This is a genomic window from Pseudomonas sp. FYR_5 (assembly GCF_043106315.1).
GTDB classification, from domain to species: Bacteria; Pseudomonadota; Gammaproteobacteria; order Pseudomonadales; family Pseudomonadaceae; genus Aquipseudomonas; species Aquipseudomonas putida_Y.
The window spans coordinates 1-15,722 of sequence record NZ_JBICMK010000128.1 but is presented as its reverse complement, the minus strand read 5'-3'; the positions used below and the strand labels follow the sequence as shown (position 1 = coordinate 15,722).

Genomic DNA, 15,722 nt, shown 5'->3' with positions numbered 1-15,722 from the left:
CAAGATCAACGGCAACAGCAACAGCAGGCGGATGGGCACTGCCAGAATCACAGTTTACTACTGGCCCTTCAGCTGAGCTGGGGTGCCGACCGGCGGATTGTGAGCAGTGGAAGCAAATTCGCACCCATTTGCAGTTGCTCCACGCGGCGTGGCGCCTTAGACTGCCGCCCCCTGTAAAAGAGTGCCGGTTGGCGCTTGAAGAATTCCGCTGGCGATGCATAGGCATCGGCGGCACATGAATCGCCCAAATGCACATTTTTTCATAGAGAAATCGATGACCAAGGAACAGTTGCTGGCCATGTCGGCCGATGACTACATGAACGCCGACCAGCTTGCCTTCTTTACTGAGCTGCTGCAGGCGATGAAAGTCGAAACCCATGAACGCATCGAGCTCAGCCGCACCACCATCGAAGGCCTGGACACCCCGTCTGACCCTGCCGACGTGGCGTCGGTCGAAGAAGAACGTAGCTGGCTGGTAAATGCCATCGACCGCGACCAGCGCCTGCTGCCACAGCTGGAAATGGCCCTGGACCGTATTGCCGATGAAAGCTTCGGCTGGTGCGATGACAGTGGTGAGCCCATCGGCCTGAAGCGCTTGCTGATCAGCCCGACCACCAAGTACTGCATTGAAGCCCAGGAGCGCCACGAGCAGCTCGATCGCCACCAGCGCCAGGTATAAATCCACGCGCGGTGCCAAGCCCCTCGGAGCAAATCCCAGGGGCTTTTTGCGTTTCTCGTCGATACCGTTTTTGTTGCGCCATAAGAAACACTGCTGTACCAGGATGTGCTGTTTCCGCGCCACTGTCAGGCGTATCATGGCTTTATCGTTAGGGTGCTAATTAAATTCCGGAGGGAATGATGAATAGCCGAGTCGATGTGGCTGTGATGATAGGGTCGGGTGTGCCGGCCACCTTGCAGGCGCTGGGCAAGCGTATTTGCTGGGTAGTGCTGGTCAATGGCGAGCGCCGCGGCACCGCCTTCGCCACGCGCGAAGAAGCGCTTGAGTGCCAGGCTGCCTGGCAGCAGCAACTGAAGAAAGGACTGGCTGCCTGAAAATGTTTATTGCCTCTCGACGGGTTTCGGTGTTTTCGGGCATATTTGTCCTACAGTAATGCGCACATGGATGCCAGGGCTTGTCCTCTTGCAGGCTCACGCCATTGGTTGCGTTTTCTGGCGAGTGATTTCAGGCATCACGCTTCCCAAGCCGGGAATGAGCCAAACGCCTTCGGTTGAGGGCGAATCTGGCAAACCAGAGTAAAGATTCCTGCACGCTGCATCGTCAGCGAGCACAGACATTTCGCATATCGCTTTATTACTCTTTTTGCCTATCGATAAGAAATGGCCGTGCCTCCCCGAGCTTGGGTGAGGGCGGGTTGTAACCGGTTGAGGATTACTTCATTGGCAGTCAGCACACTTGATACGCATGCGTTGTTCGCCCTGGGCGACTTGCGCGGTAAATTGGCCCAACTGTTTCAGGGCCGCTTCATCTATGTCACCGAACAGAGTCCCGAAGGCTTGTACATGGCCGAAATCGACACCGAGAGTGCCCTGGTGGTCGATGACAAGCAGCGCCTTGAATTGAAAGTCGGCGACCACTTCCGTGCTGCCGTATTGCCTAGCCGCGAAGGTGGCAAGCTGGAAATGCGTTTTCGCGAAATCAAGTTGAATGTGTATGGCGTGGGCGACTACGCCTTCGTTTCTGTGCCGGAAGGCGAGGGCATCGTGTTTCGTGAAGGCCATGGCGTGATGCTGGTATTCGCCGCGCAGCAGCAAGTGCAGGAAGGCCTGGGCAAGTTGCTTAAAGCAGTGACTGGCAAGGTCGCCAAATGGCGCAAGGGTGAACTGACCACCTTCAAGGCCAGTGAATGACCAAAACTGACGACGCACCGGCCTCGCGGGCCGAGTTTCATCGGCAGCACCAGGCAGATGCCGTGGCTGAGGCAGAACGTTTGCTGGCCGGGCGTGAGAAGCTGCAAAGCGCCTGGTTGAACTGGGTGGCGGCTGAGCTCTATCGCCTTAGCCCGCCGCCATATGCCGCCATGGTCCGGCGCGAGTTGCAGCGCCTCAGCCAAGGTTGAGACGGCAAACCTTCAATTGCCACGGTCTCGGCCGCTGCTGACTTCTTCAGGCACCGGCTCTTTCGCCATGCGCTTGCGGAACAGTGCCGCCCGCGCCAGCAACAGCGTGGTGATTGGCACGGTGATCGACAGCAGGATAGGAATCAGCCACGCGTGCAGCACAGGGGTGCCCTTGAGCCACGAAAAGTAGATGATCGAGGCCAGTGCAACGCACCATGCACCAAGGGTCGAGGCCAGCGCTGGCGGGTGCATGCGCTGGAAGTAGTCTTTCAGGCGTACCAGGCCTATAGCGCCGACCAGGGCGAACAGGCTGCCGGTGAGCAGTAGCGCGGCCGTGACCAGTTCCAGCCAGAACGGCAGTACCAGGGCTTCAGTCATTCGATCACCTCTCCGCGCAGCAGAAACTTGGCCAAGGCAAACGAGCCGACGAAACCAAACAGCGCAATCAGCAGGGCACCTTCGAAGTAGGTGTCACTGGCATAACGGATACCCAGCACCAGCATGGTGAGCATGGCCAGGATGTACAGGTAGTCCAGGGCCAGCACGCGGTCTTGGGCGGACGGGCCACGGAACAGCCGGATCAGCGTCAGGCCCATGGCCAGGGCGAAGATGAACAGGCTGGCGAGGACGGCGTTGGCGAGCAGGCCTGTCATTGGAAAATCTCCATCAGCGGGCGTTCGTAAGTGTCCTTGAAGTGCTGTATGAAGGCCGCTTCATCGTCCAGCTCAAACACATGCACCAACAGCACACTGCGGTCCAGTGCCAGTTCGGACCAGACTGTGCCAGGCACCACCGTGGTGATCATCGACAGCGCTGCCAGGCCGTGGGGGTCACGCAATGCCAGTGGTACGTGAACGAACGCCGAGCGTGGCGGCTGCTTGCCGGCCCGCAGCACACCGCGGGCCACCAGCAGGTTGGAGATGACCACATCGATGCCGACCCGACCGATCAGCCTGGCGATGACCAGGGGACGCCGTACGTGGGCATGCTGCGGGCGCAGGGGTGCCATCAACAGTGGCGCCAGTATGCCAAGTGCGGCGCCCAGCAGCAGGTTGCCGGGGCTGACCGAGAGGTTCAGCAGCGGCCACAGGCCGAACAGCGAGACCGATAGCAGCGGGGCGGGGAACAGTCGGTTCATGGCTGCACCTGTACGTCGCGCGAGGTGGGGCCAGGAATCGGCCGGGCGGCCATCACGGCTTCGATATAGGCATCGGGGGCCTGCAGGCTGGCGGCAGTGTCCTGGGTGTAGCGCAGCAACGGCTCGGCCTTGAGGCTGAGGATGAGGCACAGGCCGAGCAGGATGACGATGGGTAGGCATTCATAGCGCCGCAGCACCGGTGACGGGCGCTCTTCGGGCTTCCAGAATCGCTGGATACCGACGCGGCCGAAGGCGATCAGCGAGGCCATGCCGGACAGGATCAGCAACGCCACCAGGCCCCAGCCGGCGGCACTCAGCGGCTGCTCGGCCGGCACGCCCAGGCCCAGTGGATTGAACAGCGCGCTGATCAGGTTGAGCTTGCCGACAAAGCCCGACAGCGGCGGCATGCCGATGATCAGCAGTGCGCAGGCGATGAAGCTGAGCCCGAGGAAGGCCATGGTCCACGGGATGATCTGGCCGATTACCACCTGCTGTTCATCGTCGAGGTTGATGCCCTTGGGCGGGTGCAGCGATTCCAGTGGCGGCGGCATGGCGTCCTCTTCTTCGTCCAGCGGCGCTTCATTGGCCGAGCGCGAGCGCTCGACCAGTTCGGCGAGCAGGAACAGTGCGCACAGCGCAAGGGTCGAGTTGACCAGGTAGAACAGCGCCGCGCCGGTCAGTGCCGCCTGGGCAAAACCCACCGCGCCAAGCAGGGTGCCGGCCGAGACCAGGATACTGAGTGCCGCCATCCGCTCCAGGCGCTGTGCCGCCAGGATCGATACCGCTGCCACCGCTAGGGTGACCAGGCCGCCGTAAACCAGCCATTCACCGCCGAAATGCGCCGAGGCCCCGGCCTGCCCGGAGAACAGCAGCGTCCACAGGCGCAGCACGGCGTACAGGCCGACTTTGGTCATGATGGCGAACAGTGCAGCCACCGGCGCGCTGGCTGACGCGTAAGCTGGCACCAGCCAGAAGTTCAGCGGCCAGATGCCGGCCTTGACCAGGAAGGCCACGGCCAGGATTGCCGCGCCGGCATGCAGCAGGCCACGGTCGGCCTCCGGTACCAGTGGAACCTTCAGCGCCAGGTCGGCCATGTTCAGGGTGCCGGTCACGCCATACAGCATCGCTGCGCCGATCAGGAACAGCGACGAGGCAAACAGGTTGATGGCGATGTAGTGCAGGCCGGCGCGCACCCGCGCCCGCCCCGAACCATGCAGCAGCAAGCCATAGGAGGCGGCCAGCAGCACTTCGAAGAAGACGAACAGGTTGAACAGGTCGGCGGTGAGGAAGGCGCCGTACAGGCCCATCAGCTGGATCTGGAACAGCGCATGGAAGCTGGCCCCTGCACCGTCCCAGCGGGCCCGGGCAAACAGCAGGGCGCTGAAGCCGATGACCCCGGTCAGGCTCAGCAAGAGCGCGGACAGGTGGTCCACCACCAGCACGATGCCAAACGGCGCTGGCCAGTTGCCCGGCAGGTACACGCCGATCGAGGCTGCCTGGCCCTGGGTGCGCACCCACAGCAGCAGAGAGACCGCGATTGCCAGGCCGGTGAATGTTGACAGCAGGTTAAGCCTGGCCTTGATATGCCTGTGCTTTTCACCCAGCAGCAACATTATCGCCGCTGTAATCAGCGGCAGCAGGATGGGGGCGACAATCAGTTGGCTCATACCACTCATTCGTCACGCTCCCGGCCATCCACGTGGTCGGTACCGGTCAGGCCGCGCGAAGCCAGCAGCACCACGAGGAACAGCGCGGTCATGGCGAAACTGATGACGATGGCGGTGAGCACCAGTGCCTGTGGCAGCGGGTCGGTGTAATGCAACAGGTCCTGGGTAACGCCATCCTTGATGATCGGTTCCTTGCCGATGAACAGGCTGCCCATGCTGAAGATGAACAGGTTGACCCCGTACGAAAGCAGACACAGGCCCATGATCACCTGATAGGTGCGCGGGCGCAGGATCAGCCACACCCCGGAGGCAGCCAGTACGCCGATGGCGACTGCAATCACTTCTTCCATCAGGCGGCTCCTGCTTGGCTGGTTTTTGCCGGGTTGCCCGGGCGATAGGCGCGCACCGACTGGTGCGCCAGGGCCGTGAGGATCAGCAGGGTCGAGCCGACCACAACGGTGTACACGCCGATATCGAAGAACAGCGCGCTGGCCACGTGTACATCACCCAGCAGTGGCAGGTGCAAGTGGGCGGTATGGGTGGTGAGGAACGGATAACCCAGCAGCATGGCGCCGACCCCGGTCAGGGTCGCGCACAGCAGCCCGGTACCCATCCAGCGCAGCGGCCGCAGGCTCATCTGCGCCTCGACCCACTGGGTGCCGGCCACCATGTACTGGAGGATGAACGCCACCGACATCACCAGGCCAGCGACAAACCCGCCACCGGGCTGGTTGTGCCCGCGCATGAACAGGTACATCGACACCAGCAAGGCGATCGGCAGCAGCAGGCGCACCAGTGCTGCAGGCACCATCATGAACCCCAGCGCGGTATCGGTGGCATGCCGCGGGTTGATCAGGTCGGTGACCACGTCCGGCGCCAACTGGCGCTGTTGCGCTGGCAACTGCATGCTCTCTTTCGGAGGGCGGAAGCGCCGCAGCAGGGCGAACACAGTCAGTGCCACAGCCACCAGTACGGTGATTTCACCGAGGGTATCGAAGCCGCGGAAGTCGACCAGCATGACATTGACCACATTGGTGCCGCCGCCCTGAGGCAATGCCCGGCTCAAGTAGAACGAGGAAATGTCGTTGGGCGTCGGTCGGGTCAGCATGGCGTACGACAGCACGGCCATGCCGCCACCCACCAGCACGGCCAGCAGCAAGTCGCGCAGGCGGCGCATGCGCGCGCGCTCCAGGCTGCCAGGCAGCGGCGATACGCCTTCGATACGCCGTGGCAGCCAGCGCAGGCCAAGCAGAATCAGCACGGTGGTGACCACTTCCACCACCAACTGGGTCAGTGCCAGGTCGGGCGCAGAGAACCAGACGAAGGTGATGCAGGTCATCAGGCCGCAGACGCTGACCATGATCAGTGCCGCCAGGCGGTGGTACTTGGCCTGGTAAGCGGCGCCGATGGCGCAGGCAATGGCGATCAGCCACAGGGCGACGAACACGCCCGAACCCGGAATCTTCGGGCGATCACCCCAGCTCAGGCCGCTATACAGCATCGGCGTGAGGCCCGCGAGGAACGCGGCGAATACCAGCATGAACAGCTGCGACTGCAGTCGCCGGGTGGTGAGCACGCGCTCGATGCGACGCGCCAGCAGCATCAGGTGAACCTGGCCGTGCTCGAACAGTCGCTTGCCATTGAAGCGCTCGATCACCGGCGGGTAGGGGAAGCGGCCCAGGCGCAGTTGCTTGCGCAGCAACAGGTACAGGACGATGCCGCCGCTCATGGCTACCAGGCTCATGATCATCGGCGCGTTCCAGCCATGCCAGATGGCCAGGCTGTATTCCGGCAGGGTACCGCCAACCACCGGCAGGGCCGCAGCGGCCAGCAGGGGGCCGACCGACTGGGTGGGGAAGATGCCCACTACCAGGCACGTGAGCACCAGCAGCTCCACCGGAGCACGCATCCAGCGTGGCGGCTCGTGCGGGGTATGGGGCAGGTCCTGGGCCGTCGGCCCGAAGAACACATCGACGGTAAAACGCAGGGCATACGCCACGCTGAAGGTGCCGGCCAGAGTGGCGATTACCGGCAGCGTGGCCTCGACCCAGGCAGTGGAACTGATGAACACCGTTTCGGCGAAGAACATTTCTTTCGACAGGAAGCCGTTCATCAGCGGCACGCCGGCCATTGAGGCGCTGGCGACCATGGCCAGGGTCGCGGTGTAGGGCACCAGGCGGATCAGGCCGCTGAGGCGGCGAATGTCACGGGTGCCGCTCTCATGGTCGATGATGCCGGCGGCCATGAACAGCGAGGCCTTGAAGGTGGCATGGTTGAGGATGTGGAATACCGCGGCGACGGCAGCCAGCGGGCTGTTAAGGCCCAGTAGCAGGGTAATCAGGCCCAGGTGGCTGATGGTCGAATAGGCCAGCAAGCCCTTGAGGTCATTTTGGAACATGGCGGCGAAAGCGCCGAGCAGCAGGGTGAGGGCGCCGGCACCGCCGACGATCCAGAACCACTCCTCGCTACCGGAAAGTACCGGCCACAGGCGTGCCAGCAGGAACACCCCGGCCTTGACCATGGTTGCAGAGTGCAAGTAGGCCGACACCGGTGTGGGCGCTGCCATGGCGTGGGGCAGCCAGAACTGGAAGGGGAACTGTGCGCTCTTGGTCAGTGCGCCAATGAGGATCAGGGGCAGCAGCACCGGGTAAAGCGCATGCTGGCGGATGATATGCCCGGCAGCCAGGACCTTGTCCAGGTCATAGCTGCCGACCACATGGCCGAGCAGCAGGGCCCCTACCAGCAGGCACAAGCCGCCTGCACCGGTTACCATCAGCGCCATGTAGGCGCCACGACGGGCGTCGGCGCGGTGGTGCCAGTAGCCGATCAGCAGGAAGGAGAACAGGCTGGTCAGTTCCCAGAAGAACACCAGTTGGATCAGGTTGCCGGAGATGACCAGGCCGAGCATGGCCCCCATGAAGGCCAGGAAGAACGCGAAGAAGCGTGGTACCGGATCTTGCGGTGACATGTAATAGCGGGCATACAGCGACACCAGAGCGCCAATGCCCAGTACCAGCAACGAGAACAGCCAGGCAAAGCCGTCCATGCGCAACACCAGGTTCATTCCCAGGCTGGGAAGCCACAGGAACTCTTCGCGAATGACGCCACCATGGGCAATCTGAGGGTACAGAAGTGCTACCTGGACGGTACCGACCAGGGCTACGAGCCCGGCAAGAATGGACTCGGCGTTACGTGCGTTGTGCGGCAGCACAGCTGCCAGGCAACTGCCCACGAACGGCAGAAGCAATAGCACTATCAAGGACATAGCGGCCTATTCTGGAGAAGTTTGCAAAGAATCATACGTGCCGAGGTGTTTATCACCAACACGCAAGCTGTCGCAGGATCCTACAAACAGGCTGTGACAAGCGGTTTTTTTATAACAGCTTTTTACAATGAATGGCCGCTGTTGACCGCTTTACAGCCCGGCCTGGCGTTCGCCTTGATGCTGCACATCGCGTGCTTCGACCGTTTCGCGAGGGCGCCGCACCTTGAGTTCACTGACCACCACCGCGACCACGATCAGCAGGCCGCCGAGCAGCGCCACACCCGGCAGGCGCTCGCCAGCCAGGCGCCCAACGATGCCGGCCCACACCGGTTCACCGGCATAGATGAGCGTGGCGCGAGTAGGCGAAACCGACTTCTGTGCCCAGTTCATCGCCACTTGGATCACCGCACTCATTGCGCCCAGGCCGACTGCGCTGGCCAGCAACAGCCAGGAAAAGTCGGGGATGCGCTCCTGGGTCGGCACGATCATCAGAAACGCCAGCAACGATGCGGTGGCAAGTTGCACCACGGTAACCCGGCGCACATCGACCTGGCCGGCGTAGCGGCTGATCAGAATAATTTCACCGGCGATGGCCACGGCACTGACCAAGGTGACCAGCTCGCCCTCGCTGAAACGCAGGCTGCCCCCTTCCGGGCCAGCCAGCAGCATCAGGCCGATGAAAGCCAGGCAGATACCCATGCTGGGCATCAGGCCAGGCCGCCGCCCCAGCACCAACCACTGCAGCAGCGGCACGAACGGCACGTACAGCGCAGTGATGAACGCTGACTGGCTGCTGCTAATGGTTTGCAGGCCCATGGTCTGCAGGCCATAGCCGAGCATGATCGACACGCCGATCAGCATGCCTGCCTTCAGTTCGGTGAAGGTAAGGCCGGGCAGCGCTCGCGCCGAGACCACGCCAACGAACAGCGCGGCTGCCGCGAAGCGTAGGCCGACGAAGAACATCGGGCCGCTGACGGTCATCACGTTGTGCACCAACAGGAAAGTGCCGCCCCACAACATGGTGATGAATACCAACACCAGTTCGGCCTTGCTCAGGCGGAAGGTGACGGCAGGGGTAGGCTTGCTGCTGGGCTGGTTCATGGTCTTGCACACTCGGAAAGGGCGGCGCACAATCGCCGCAAAAGTGGGCAGTATACTGCGCAATCCTGATCAGTGAGCAATATAGTGCACAAGGATTCTTCGCACCGGGCATCGGTGCTGCAACATGTCAGCCTCAATGTGCGCAGTCTGCGCAACGCCGCCGGCTTGAGTCAGGCGGCGCTCGCCGAGCGTTCAGGGGTCAGCCGGCGCATGCTGGTCGCGATCGAGGCGGGCGAGAAGAATGTCAGCCTGACCACATTGGACCTGATTGCCGAAGCCTTGGGCGTGGCCTTCAGTACCCTGATCCAGGCGCCAGACCTGCGCGACCCCGGGCGCATTGAAGAACTGGCCTGGGCTGGTGAACACCCCCAGAGCAGAGCGGTGTTGCTGGGTAGCAGCCCGGCAAGGCGCGAGGTGGAACTTTGGGAATGGACCCTGGCACCGGGGGAGTGCTATTGCAGTGAGGCCGATGCCGAAGGCTGGAGTGAGCAGATTTACGTGGTCGATGGGCAACTGACGCTGATCATCGAAGATGTCGAGCATCGCTTGCAGGCGGGGCGGTTCCATGTGTTCCCCAGCAATTGCCGGTATGCCTACCGCAACGATGGCGTGGCGGCTGTGCGGTTTGTGCGCAATGTGGTGATTTGAGTCTGCAGGCTTTGGGGCTGCTGTGCGGCCCCAAAGGTCTCAAGCCGATCAGTTTTTCAGCAGATCATCGGTCTTCACCACATTGGCATAGGCAAACGCCAACGCCGCCATCGCCGAGTCATGTACATGAGCCGCCGGCACCTGCTTGCCGTCGAACGCCAGTGGCAGGGTTGCGCAGGCATCGTGCGCCACGGTCACTTGATAGCCCAGATCGGCCGCAGCCCGGGTGGCGGCGTCAATGCACATGTGGCTCATGCTGCCGACGATGGTCAGCGCCTCGACGCCATGCCGGTCCAGCGTGTGCTCGAGATCGGTGCCGAGGAAGGCATTGACCTTGTGCTTGAGCACCACCGGTTCGCCCGGTAATGGCTCGACCTTGGCGTGGATGGCTGCACCCTGCGAACCGGGGGTAAAGAATGGCGCATCGGCAGTGTCGAACTCATGCCGCACATGCACTATCAGGTCGCCGCGCTGGCGTGCTGCTGCCAGCAGGCGGGCAGCGTTGTCGGCCGCCTGGTCGGCACCATCGAGGGTCCATTTGCCGCCCGGGAAGTAGTCGTTCTGGATGTCGATGATGATCAGTGCCTGCTTGCTCATGCTGCCTCCTGTGGCAGTAGTCGTCGAGAGACGTTAGTTATAGGCTGTGTTTACTCACCTGAGGATTGGCGCGAACGACACTATGCGGGCAAAAACTGACACCTCAGCCTACCTGGATATCGGCTTGCTGCTGTACCCCGGCGTGCAGCGCGCTGCCGTGCATGGGCTGGCCGACCTGTTCCTTGTGGCCAACCGGGTTGCGGCTGAACTGGGGGCCGTCGAACTGCCGCACATTCGCGTCACTTGCTGGCAGGCAGATGAGACGGGGCAGTTGTTGGCAGCGTCGGATGGTTCATCTGTCACCGCGCCGAGCCTGCGCGTACTGATCATTCCACCAAGCCTGGAGTCAGCTCCGCAGGCCGCGTTGCTCGAGCGTCACCGCGTGCCGCTGTGCCTGCTGCACGGGCGTGGTACGGTGCTGGCGTCGGTATGCATCGGTGTATTTTTCATTGCCGCCAGCGGTTTGCTCGACGGGCGCCCGGCCTGCACCCACTGGAACTATGTGCAGGCGCTTGCCCAGCGTTTCCCCAAGGTGCGGGTAGAAACCCAGCAGCCGTTGCTGGATGACGGCGACATCGTGACCTCGGCAGGTTTGATGGCCTGGACCGACCTGGGATTGCGTCTGCTGGAGCGCTTTGTGGGGACTACGGTGGCACAGGAGACCGCCCGCTATCTGGCCGTCGATCCGGTTGCGGCGCTGCTGCCCGGAGCTGTATTCAACCCGCGCCTGGACCACGGCGACGAGGCCGTATTGAAGGTGCAACACTGGTTGCAGGGCAATGGCGGGCAGGATGCCGACCTGGCCGCGATGGCTGCCTGCGCGGGGCTGGAGGAGCGCACTTTCTTGCGGCGCTTTCGTGCAGCCACCGGGCTGCGCCCGACCGAGTATTGCCAGCAGGTGAGGGTTGGGCGGGCGTGCCGTTTACTGGAGTTCACCCGGCGCAACGTCGAACAGATTGCGTGGGGAGTCGGATACCAGGATCCGGGCGCGTTTCGCAAGGTGTTCCAGCGTGTCACCGGCCTTACCCCGAGTGACTATCGGCGACGGTTTGCGGTGTCCGGCCAGGGTCTGTAGAAACCGCTTGACCTTGACTTTGCTTGAGGTTTTACCCTGCACGGCATCGCGCTGCATGCGTCCGTAGCCAGGAGACTGTCGATGTTGGCAAAACCTCATGCCTTGTGGTTCACCCAGATGATCGAATACGAAGTGCCCAGTATGTACCAGCAGGCATTGGCCCAGGCCCTGGTGGTGCGTAGTGAAGCGTTGGCTGAGCGTTGCGAAGGGCTACAGGGTGTGAGTATCCAGGCCAGCGACGATGGCAGCCGGGTGTTGCAATACCTGCAATGGCAGTCACGCCAGGCCTGGGCTGCGGCAGCCGTGCACTTCGTCGAGGCGTCGTTTCTCGACCTGCTGGGCAAGCATCAGGCAAGAAGCATCAACTTCGCCGCCTACCAGGCCCTGCGCAGCCTGGTGCGCGGTGACGATGGCGTCCTGCATTGCCAGGTGGGCGGGCCTCAGGCATACCAAGGTGCGTAGCGCTGTGTGCAATGATTGTGCTGCATGTGGAGTCTTCGTCCTGGGGCGTTCAGCGGAACTTGATCAATGATCCTTGCCCCGTTGTAGGAAGTGTCCTATTGGCACAGGGCGTGGCGGGCAATGCATGCCGTATCTTGGTCGTCGCGATTGCAGCGCTATGGCGGCTGTTCCATTATCGGTCTATTGGATAAACCGTTATGAAGCCGCAGGAGAGCGCATGAACGTCCAGACGACCCTTGAGCAAAGCGTGCCGCAGCGACTGGTGCACGTGCGCCAAGTCATGGCGGCAGAGGGCATCGATGCCTTGCTGGTACCCTCTGCCGATCCCCATCTTTCCGAATACCTGCCCGGTTACTGGCAGGGGCGTCAGTGGCTTTCGGGGTTTCAGGGCTCGGTCGGTACGTTGGTGGTCACCCCCGGGTTTGCCGGGCTGTGGGTCGATAGCCGGTACTGGGAGCAGGCGGCTCAGGAGCTGGCGGGCAGCGGCATCGAACTGATGAAACTGTTGCCGGGCAAACCCGGGGCGCTGGAATGGTTGGGCGAAAACGTCGTGCCCAACGGTCGCGTGGCAGTGGATGGTGCGGTCATGGCCCTGGCTTCGGCGCGCCAGCTGGGTGAGCGGCTGAAGGCGCGTGGAGCGCAGCTGGTGACTGACATGGACCTGTTGGGTCAGGTCTGGGATGGGCGCCCGGCGCTGCCAGGTAACCCGGTGTACCAGCACTTGCCGCCACACGCCACGGTGAGCCGGGCGGAAAAGCTCGCGCAATTGCGCCAGGGCATCCAGGCCAAGGGGGCCGACTGGCACTTCATCGCGACCCTGGATGACATTGCCTGGCTGTTCAACCTGCGCGGAAGCGATGTCTCCTACAATCCGGTTTTCCTGGCCTTTGCCCTGATCAATCAGCAGCAGGCCATCCTGTTCGTGGGCCAGGACAAGGTGGACGCGCACCTGCGTCAGGTGCTGGAGGTCGACGGCATCGAGGTGCGTGACTACAGTGAAGCAGGCAAGGCGCTAGGCACCGTTCCCGCGGGGGCGCGGCTGCTGGTGGATCCGGCCCGGGTCACCTGCGGCCTGCTGGACAGCCTGGCGGCAGAGGTGGTGCTTGTCGAGGGGCCCAACCCCACCACGCTGAGCAAGTCTTGCAAGGGTGACGACGACCTGGTGCACATTCGCCAGGTCATGGAGCAGGACGGCGCAGCCTTGTGCGAGTTTTTCGCCTGGTTCGAGGCGAACCTCGGCCGGGAGGTCATTACCGAGCTGACGGTTGACGAGCAATTGAGCGCCGCGCGTGCTCGGCGCCCGAACTTCGTGTCGCTGAGCTTTTCTACCATCGCCGCCTTCAATGGCAATGGCGCGATGCCACACTACCGTGCCACCGAGCAGTCGCATGCGCTCATCGAGGGTAATGGCTTGCTGCTGATCGACTCGGGCGGTCAATACCTGGGCGGCACTACCGACATCACCCGCATGGTGCCGGTCGGTAGTCCCAGCCAGGCACAGAAGCAGGACTGCACCCGTGTGCTCAAGGGCATGATTGCCCTGTCGCGTGCCACGTTCCCGCGGGGGGTGCTGTCGCCGTTGCTCGACGCTATTGCCCGGGCGCCGATCTGGGCTGACCAGGTCGATTATGGCCATGGTACCGGCCACGGGGTGGGCTACTTCATGAACGTGCATGAGGGGCCTCAAGTGATCGCCTACCAGGCGGCACCTGCACCGCAGACGGCGATGCAAGCGGGCATGATCAGCTCGATCGAGCCGGGTACGTACCGCCCGGGGCAGTGGGGAGTACGCATCGAGAACCTGGTGGTCAACCGCGAAGCAGGAAAGAGTGCCTTCGGTGACTTCCTGCAATTCGAGACCTTGACCCTGTGCCCTATCGACACCCGCTGTCTGTTGCCCGAGTTGCTGACCAAGGAAGAGGTGGAGTGGCTGAACAGCTATCACGCCCGCGTGCGTGAGCGCCTGGCACCCTTGCTACAAGGGGATGCGCTAGCTTGGTTGGAGGTGCGTACCGCACCGCTGTAACGCAGATGAAAAAGGGCAGTTTGCGAGCTGCCCTTTTCTCTATTTACAGATGATGATCATGCTACGGCTGGTGTAACCTGCAGGGTTTATGCCGAACAAGTAGTCACCGGCTTCCTCATCGCTATCGCCCGAGCGTGCAATGACCCGGTAGCCGCGCGTGCTGCAGGAGCTTGCGGCCTTGCTGTAGCAATTGTCCCATGAGGAAGAAAGGCCGGAGCAATTGATATGCAGGCCCTTCTTGCCCCTTTTGACCTCGGTCTTGGCTGTGGCGGCACATCCAGCAATAGCCAAGATGGCCAGGATGAGAAAAATTCGTTTCATTCCTGTCCTTAAATGCAGGGCAAATCATTTGTCACGACCCTGTCGTTGTCGCTTCGGTTCTTCCTGAACCTTCCCCAGCGTCCGTGTTCGGCCCAGTAGATAGCGTAAAGATGATGATTCTGTGACAGCTTAATCAGCGAGACGGGCTGCTACAATCACTAATCCTTTCTCAAATGAAAATATTTCTCATATCAGTCTGCTGCGATCGCCGGGCTGGGCGCCTTGCGCATGGACAGGGTGGTGCCGACCGAGGCGGTAATGATTGCCAGAATCGCCAGCCATTGAGTAAGCGTCAGCACTTCGCCAAGGAACAGCAGGCCGGACAATGCGCCAAATGCCGGTTCGATGCTCATCAGGGTGCCGAACGTGCGCGCCGGAATTCGCGTGAGGGCAACCATTTCCAGGCTGTATGGCAGCGCAGTGGACAGTATTGCAACCGCCAACGCCATGGGGATCACTGCAGGTGTGAGCAGGGCGCTACCGGCGTGGGCGATGCCGATGGGGGCGACGAACAGGGCCGCAACTACCACCCCCAGGGCCGCGCTCTGGATGCCGTGCTCGGCCCCTGCACGTTGTCCGAACAGGATGTACAGTGCCCAGCATGCCCCCGCACCCAGCGCATAGGCGGCGCCCAGTGGGTCGAGTGCCTGGCCGCTGTGGCCTGCCGGCAGTAACAGCAGCAGGCCGGCGATGGCCAGGGCAATCCACAGGAAATCGATCGGTCGCCGCGAGGAGAAGATCGCCACGGCCAACGGGCCAGTGAATTCCAGGGCGACGGCGATACCGATCGGTACTGTCTGCAAGGCCATATAAAAGAGGAAGTTCATGCCACCCAGCGCCATGCCGTAGATGACCACGTTGCGCAACGTGTTGGCGGTCATGCGTACCCGCCACGGGCGCAATATAAGCAGCATGATGATGCTGGCGAAAATCAGGCGCAGGGCGGTGGTGCCTTGTGCGCCGATGATCGGGAACATGCTTTTGGCCAGAGAGGCGCCGGACTGAATCGATGCCATGGCGATAAGCAGTAGGCCGATCGGGAAAAGGGTGGCGGCCAGGCTGCGGGGCTGGGTGTTCATTTAAGTGCGGCAATCCTTGGGTGGGGAGGTGGTGAGCAATATAGTGCGCAATTGGTGGGGTGGGTGGTAGCCCTCAAGCGGGTTTGGCAGAAATATTTCAACTCATTGAAATTAAAGGTTGACCTTATCGATAGCCTCCCTATAATGCGCACCACTCCAACGCGGTAGCGAAGCAAGGCTAGCGACTGTGTTGAGTCAAGTGTTTGAAGTGAAACGAGTTTCTCGCAAAAAACTTCAAAATAAACGCTTGACAGGCTCTGAGGAA

18 protein-coding genes are annotated in these 15,722 nt (G+C 62.1%); 8 read left to right on the top strand and 10 right to left on the bottom strand.

What is annotated here, in order from left to right; all coding sequences use genetic code 11:
- Positions 1–274 precede the first annotated feature (274 nt).
- From ACF8RA_RS25615 to ACF8RA_RS25600, 4 genes are all read left to right on the top strand, one after another.
- Positions 275–679 (top strand): TraR/DksA family transcriptional regulator, encoded by a 405-nt coding sequence (locus tag ACF8RA_RS25615; RefSeq protein ID WP_003250099.1) that lies wholly within the window; start codon positions 275–277, stop codon positions 677–679.
- Between the two features lie 179 nt (positions 680–858).
- Positions 859–1,053 carry a hypothetical protein gene (locus ACF8RA_RS25610; RefSeq protein ID WP_012271507.1) on the top strand — a complete coding sequence of 65 codons (195 nt, stop codon included), beginning with the start codon at positions 859–861 and terminating at the stop codon, positions 1,051–1,053.
- A gap of 345 nt (positions 1,054–1,398) precedes the next feature.
- On the top strand, positions 1,399–1,869 hold the full coding sequence (locus tag ACF8RA_RS25605) for a hypothetical protein (RefSeq protein ID WP_003250101.1): 471 nt from the start codon (positions 1,399–1,401) through the stop codon (positions 1,867–1,869).
- Entirely contained in the window at positions 1,866–2,078 is a 213-nt protein-coding gene (locus ACF8RA_RS25600) for a hypothetical protein (RefSeq protein WP_176684918.1), read from the top strand. The genes ACF8RA_RS25605 and ACF8RA_RS25600 overlap by 4 nt, the downstream gene beginning before the upstream one ends.
- Positions 2,079–2,090: 12 nt before the next feature.
- On the opposite strand, the gene ACF8RA_RS25595 is transcribed toward ACF8RA_RS25600, so the two are convergent.
- The 7 genes from ACF8RA_RS25595 to ACF8RA_RS25565 all read right to left on the bottom strand — a co-directional run bounded on the left by ACF8RA_RS25595 (position 2,091) and on the right by ACF8RA_RS25565 (position 9,249).
- On the bottom strand, positions 2,091–2,456 hold the full coding sequence (locus ACF8RA_RS25595; RefSeq protein WP_021783193.1) for a Na+/H+ antiporter subunit G: 366 nt from the start codon (positions 2,454–2,456) through the stop codon (positions 2,091–2,093).
- Positions 2,453–2,731 carry a K+/H+ antiporter subunit F gene (locus ACF8RA_RS25590; RefSeq protein WP_021783192.1) on the bottom strand — a complete coding sequence of 93 codons (279 nt, stop codon included), beginning with the start codon at positions 2,729–2,731 and terminating at the stop codon, positions 2,453–2,455. Before ACF8RA_RS25590 ends, ACF8RA_RS25595 begins: the two co-directional genes overlap by 4 nt.
- Positions 2,728–3,216, bottom strand: coding sequence for a Na+/H+ antiporter subunit E (locus ACF8RA_RS25585; protein WP_176684919.1), 489 nt, complete (start codon positions 3,214–3,216; stop codon positions 2,728–2,730). Before ACF8RA_RS25585 ends, ACF8RA_RS25590 begins: the two co-directional genes overlap by 4 nt.
- Positions 3,213–4,892 carry a monovalent cation/H+ antiporter subunit D gene (locus ACF8RA_RS25580; RefSeq protein WP_176684920.1) on the bottom strand — a complete coding sequence of 560 codons (1,680 nt, stop codon included), beginning with the start codon at positions 4,890–4,892 and terminating at the stop codon, positions 3,213–3,215. The genes ACF8RA_RS25585 and ACF8RA_RS25580 overlap by 4 nt, the downstream gene beginning before the upstream one ends.
- Positions 4,889–5,233, bottom strand: a complete 345-nt coding sequence (locus tag ACF8RA_RS25575; RefSeq protein ID WP_003250128.1) for a Na+/H+ antiporter subunit C — start codon at positions 5,231–5,233, stop codon at positions 4,889–4,891. Before ACF8RA_RS25575 ends, ACF8RA_RS25580 begins: the two co-directional genes overlap by 4 nt.
- A complete protein-coding gene (locus tag ACF8RA_RS25570) occupies positions 5,233–8,148 on the bottom strand; it encodes a monovalent cation/H+ antiporter subunit A (protein ID WP_176684921.1) in 2,916 nt (971 codons plus the stop codon). Before ACF8RA_RS25570 ends, ACF8RA_RS25575 begins: the two co-directional genes overlap by 1 nt.
- 150 nt (positions 8,149–8,298) lie before the next feature.
- Positions 8,299–9,249 (bottom strand): DMT family transporter, encoded by a 951-nt coding sequence (locus ACF8RA_RS25565; RefSeq protein WP_176684922.1) that lies wholly within the window; start codon positions 9,247–9,249, stop codon positions 8,299–8,301.
- A gap of 84 nt (positions 9,250–9,333) precedes the next feature.
- Between ACF8RA_RS25565 and ACF8RA_RS25560 the strand changes: the two genes are divergently transcribed.
- The gene (locus ACF8RA_RS25560) at positions 9,334–9,897 is read left to right on the top strand and encodes a helix-turn-helix domain-containing protein (RefSeq protein ID WP_176684923.1); all 564 of its coding nucleotides are present in this window, start codon (positions 9,334–9,336) and stop codon (positions 9,895–9,897) included.
- A gap of 48 nt (positions 9,898–9,945) precedes the next feature.
- Here ACF8RA_RS25560 and ACF8RA_RS25555 read toward each other — a convergent pair whose 3' ends face one another.
- Complete coding sequence (locus ACF8RA_RS25555; RefSeq protein WP_176684924.1) at positions 9,946–10,494, bottom strand: cysteine hydrolase family protein; 549 nt, start codon at positions 10,492–10,494, stop codon at positions 9,946–9,948.
- A gap of 82 nt (positions 10,495–10,576) precedes the next feature.
- Between ACF8RA_RS25555 and ACF8RA_RS25550 the strand changes: the two genes are divergently transcribed.
- From ACF8RA_RS25550 to ACF8RA_RS25540, 3 genes are all read left to right on the top strand, one after another.
- Positions 10,577–11,569, top strand: coding sequence for a GlxA family transcriptional regulator (locus tag ACF8RA_RS25550; protein ID WP_392462447.1), 993 nt, complete (start codon positions 10,577–10,579; stop codon positions 11,567–11,569).
- Between the two features lie 81 nt (positions 11,570–11,650).
- The gene (locus tag ACF8RA_RS25545) at positions 11,651–12,031 is read left to right on the top strand and encodes an antibiotic biosynthesis monooxygenase (RefSeq protein WP_176684926.1); all 381 of its coding nucleotides are present in this window, start codon (positions 11,651–11,653) and stop codon (positions 12,029–12,031) included.
- Positions 12,032–12,248: 217 nt separating this feature from the next.
- Positions 12,249–14,057 (top strand): aminopeptidase P family protein, encoded by a 1,809-nt coding sequence (locus ACF8RA_RS25540; RefSeq protein ID WP_392488708.1) that lies wholly within the window; start codon positions 12,249–12,251, stop codon positions 14,055–14,057.
- 39 nt (positions 14,058–14,096) lie between these two features.
- Here ACF8RA_RS25540 and ACF8RA_RS25535 read toward each other — a convergent pair whose 3' ends face one another.
- Positions 14,097–14,378: a hypothetical protein gene (locus ACF8RA_RS25535; protein WP_176684928.1), complete on the bottom strand. Its 282-nt coding sequence runs from the start codon at positions 14,376–14,378 to the stop codon at positions 14,097–14,099.
- Between the two features lie 191 nt (positions 14,379–14,569).
- Positions 14,570–15,457, bottom strand: a complete 888-nt coding sequence (rhtA, locus tag ACF8RA_RS25530) for a threonine/homoserine exporter RhtA (protein ID WP_176684929.1) — start codon at positions 15,455–15,457, stop codon at positions 14,570–14,572.
- Between the last annotated feature and the right edge of the window lie 265 nt (positions 15,458–15,722).

Bases quoted from the DNA above. Each gene is read 5' to 3' on its own strand.
- ACF8RA_RS25600 (WP_176684918.1), top strand. From the start codon at position 1,866: ATGACCAAAACTGACGACGCACCGGCCTCGCGGGCCGAGTTTCATCGG.
- ACF8RA_RS25595 (WP_021783193.1), bottom strand. From the start codon at position 2,456: ATGACTGAAGCCCTGGTACTGCCGTTCTGGCTGGAACTGGTCACGGCC.
- rhtA (WP_176684929.1), bottom strand. From the start codon at position 15,457: ATGAACACCCAGCCCCGCAGCCTGGCCGCCACCCTTTTCCCGATCGGC.
- ACF8RA_RS25570 (WP_176684921.1), bottom strand. From the start codon at position 8,148: ATGTCCTTGATAGTGCTATTGCTTCTGCCGTTCGTGGGCAGTTGCCTG.
- ACF8RA_RS25550 (WP_392462447.1), top strand. From the start codon at position 10,577: ATGCGGGCAAAAACTGACACCTCAGCCTACCTGGATATCGGCTTGCTG.
- ACF8RA_RS25575 (WP_003250128.1), bottom strand. From the start codon at position 5,233: ATGGAAGAAGTGATTGCAGTCGCCATCGGCGTACTGGCTGCCTCCGGG.
- ACF8RA_RS25545 (WP_176684926.1), top strand. From the start codon at position 11,651: ATGTTGGCAAAACCTCATGCCTTGTGGTTCACCCAGATGATCGAATAC.
- ACF8RA_RS25585 (WP_176684919.1), bottom strand. From the start codon at position 3,216: ATGAACCGACTGTTCCCCGCCCCGCTGCTATCGGTCTCGCTGTTCGGC.
- ACF8RA_RS25580 (WP_176684920.1), bottom strand. From the start codon at position 4,892: ATGAGTGGTATGAGCCAACTGATTGTCGCCCCCATCCTGCTGCCGCTG.
- ACF8RA_RS25590 (WP_021783192.1), bottom strand. From the start codon at position 2,731: ATGACAGGCCTGCTCGCCAACGCCGTCCTCGCCAGCCTGTTCATCTTC.
- ACF8RA_RS25610 (WP_012271507.1), top strand. From the start codon at position 859: ATGAATAGCCGAGTCGATGTGGCTGTGATGATAGGGTCGGGTGTGCCG.
- ACF8RA_RS25615 (WP_003250099.1), top strand. From the start codon at position 275: ATGACCAAGGAACAGTTGCTGGCCATGTCGGCCGATGACTACATGAAC.
- ACF8RA_RS25540 (WP_392488708.1), top strand. From the start codon at position 12,249: ATGAACGTCCAGACGACCCTTGAGCAAAGCGTGCCGCAGCGACTGGTG.
- ACF8RA_RS25535 (WP_176684928.1), bottom strand. From the start codon at position 14,378: ATGAAACGAATTTTTCTCATCCTGGCCATCTTGGCTATTGCTGGATGT.
- ACF8RA_RS25555 (WP_176684924.1), bottom strand. From the start codon at position 10,494: ATGAGCAAGCAGGCACTGATCATCATCGACATCCAGAACGACTACTTC.
- ACF8RA_RS25565 (WP_176684922.1), bottom strand. From the start codon at position 9,249: ATGAACCAGCCCAGCAGCAAGCCTACCCCTGCCGTCACCTTCCGCCTG.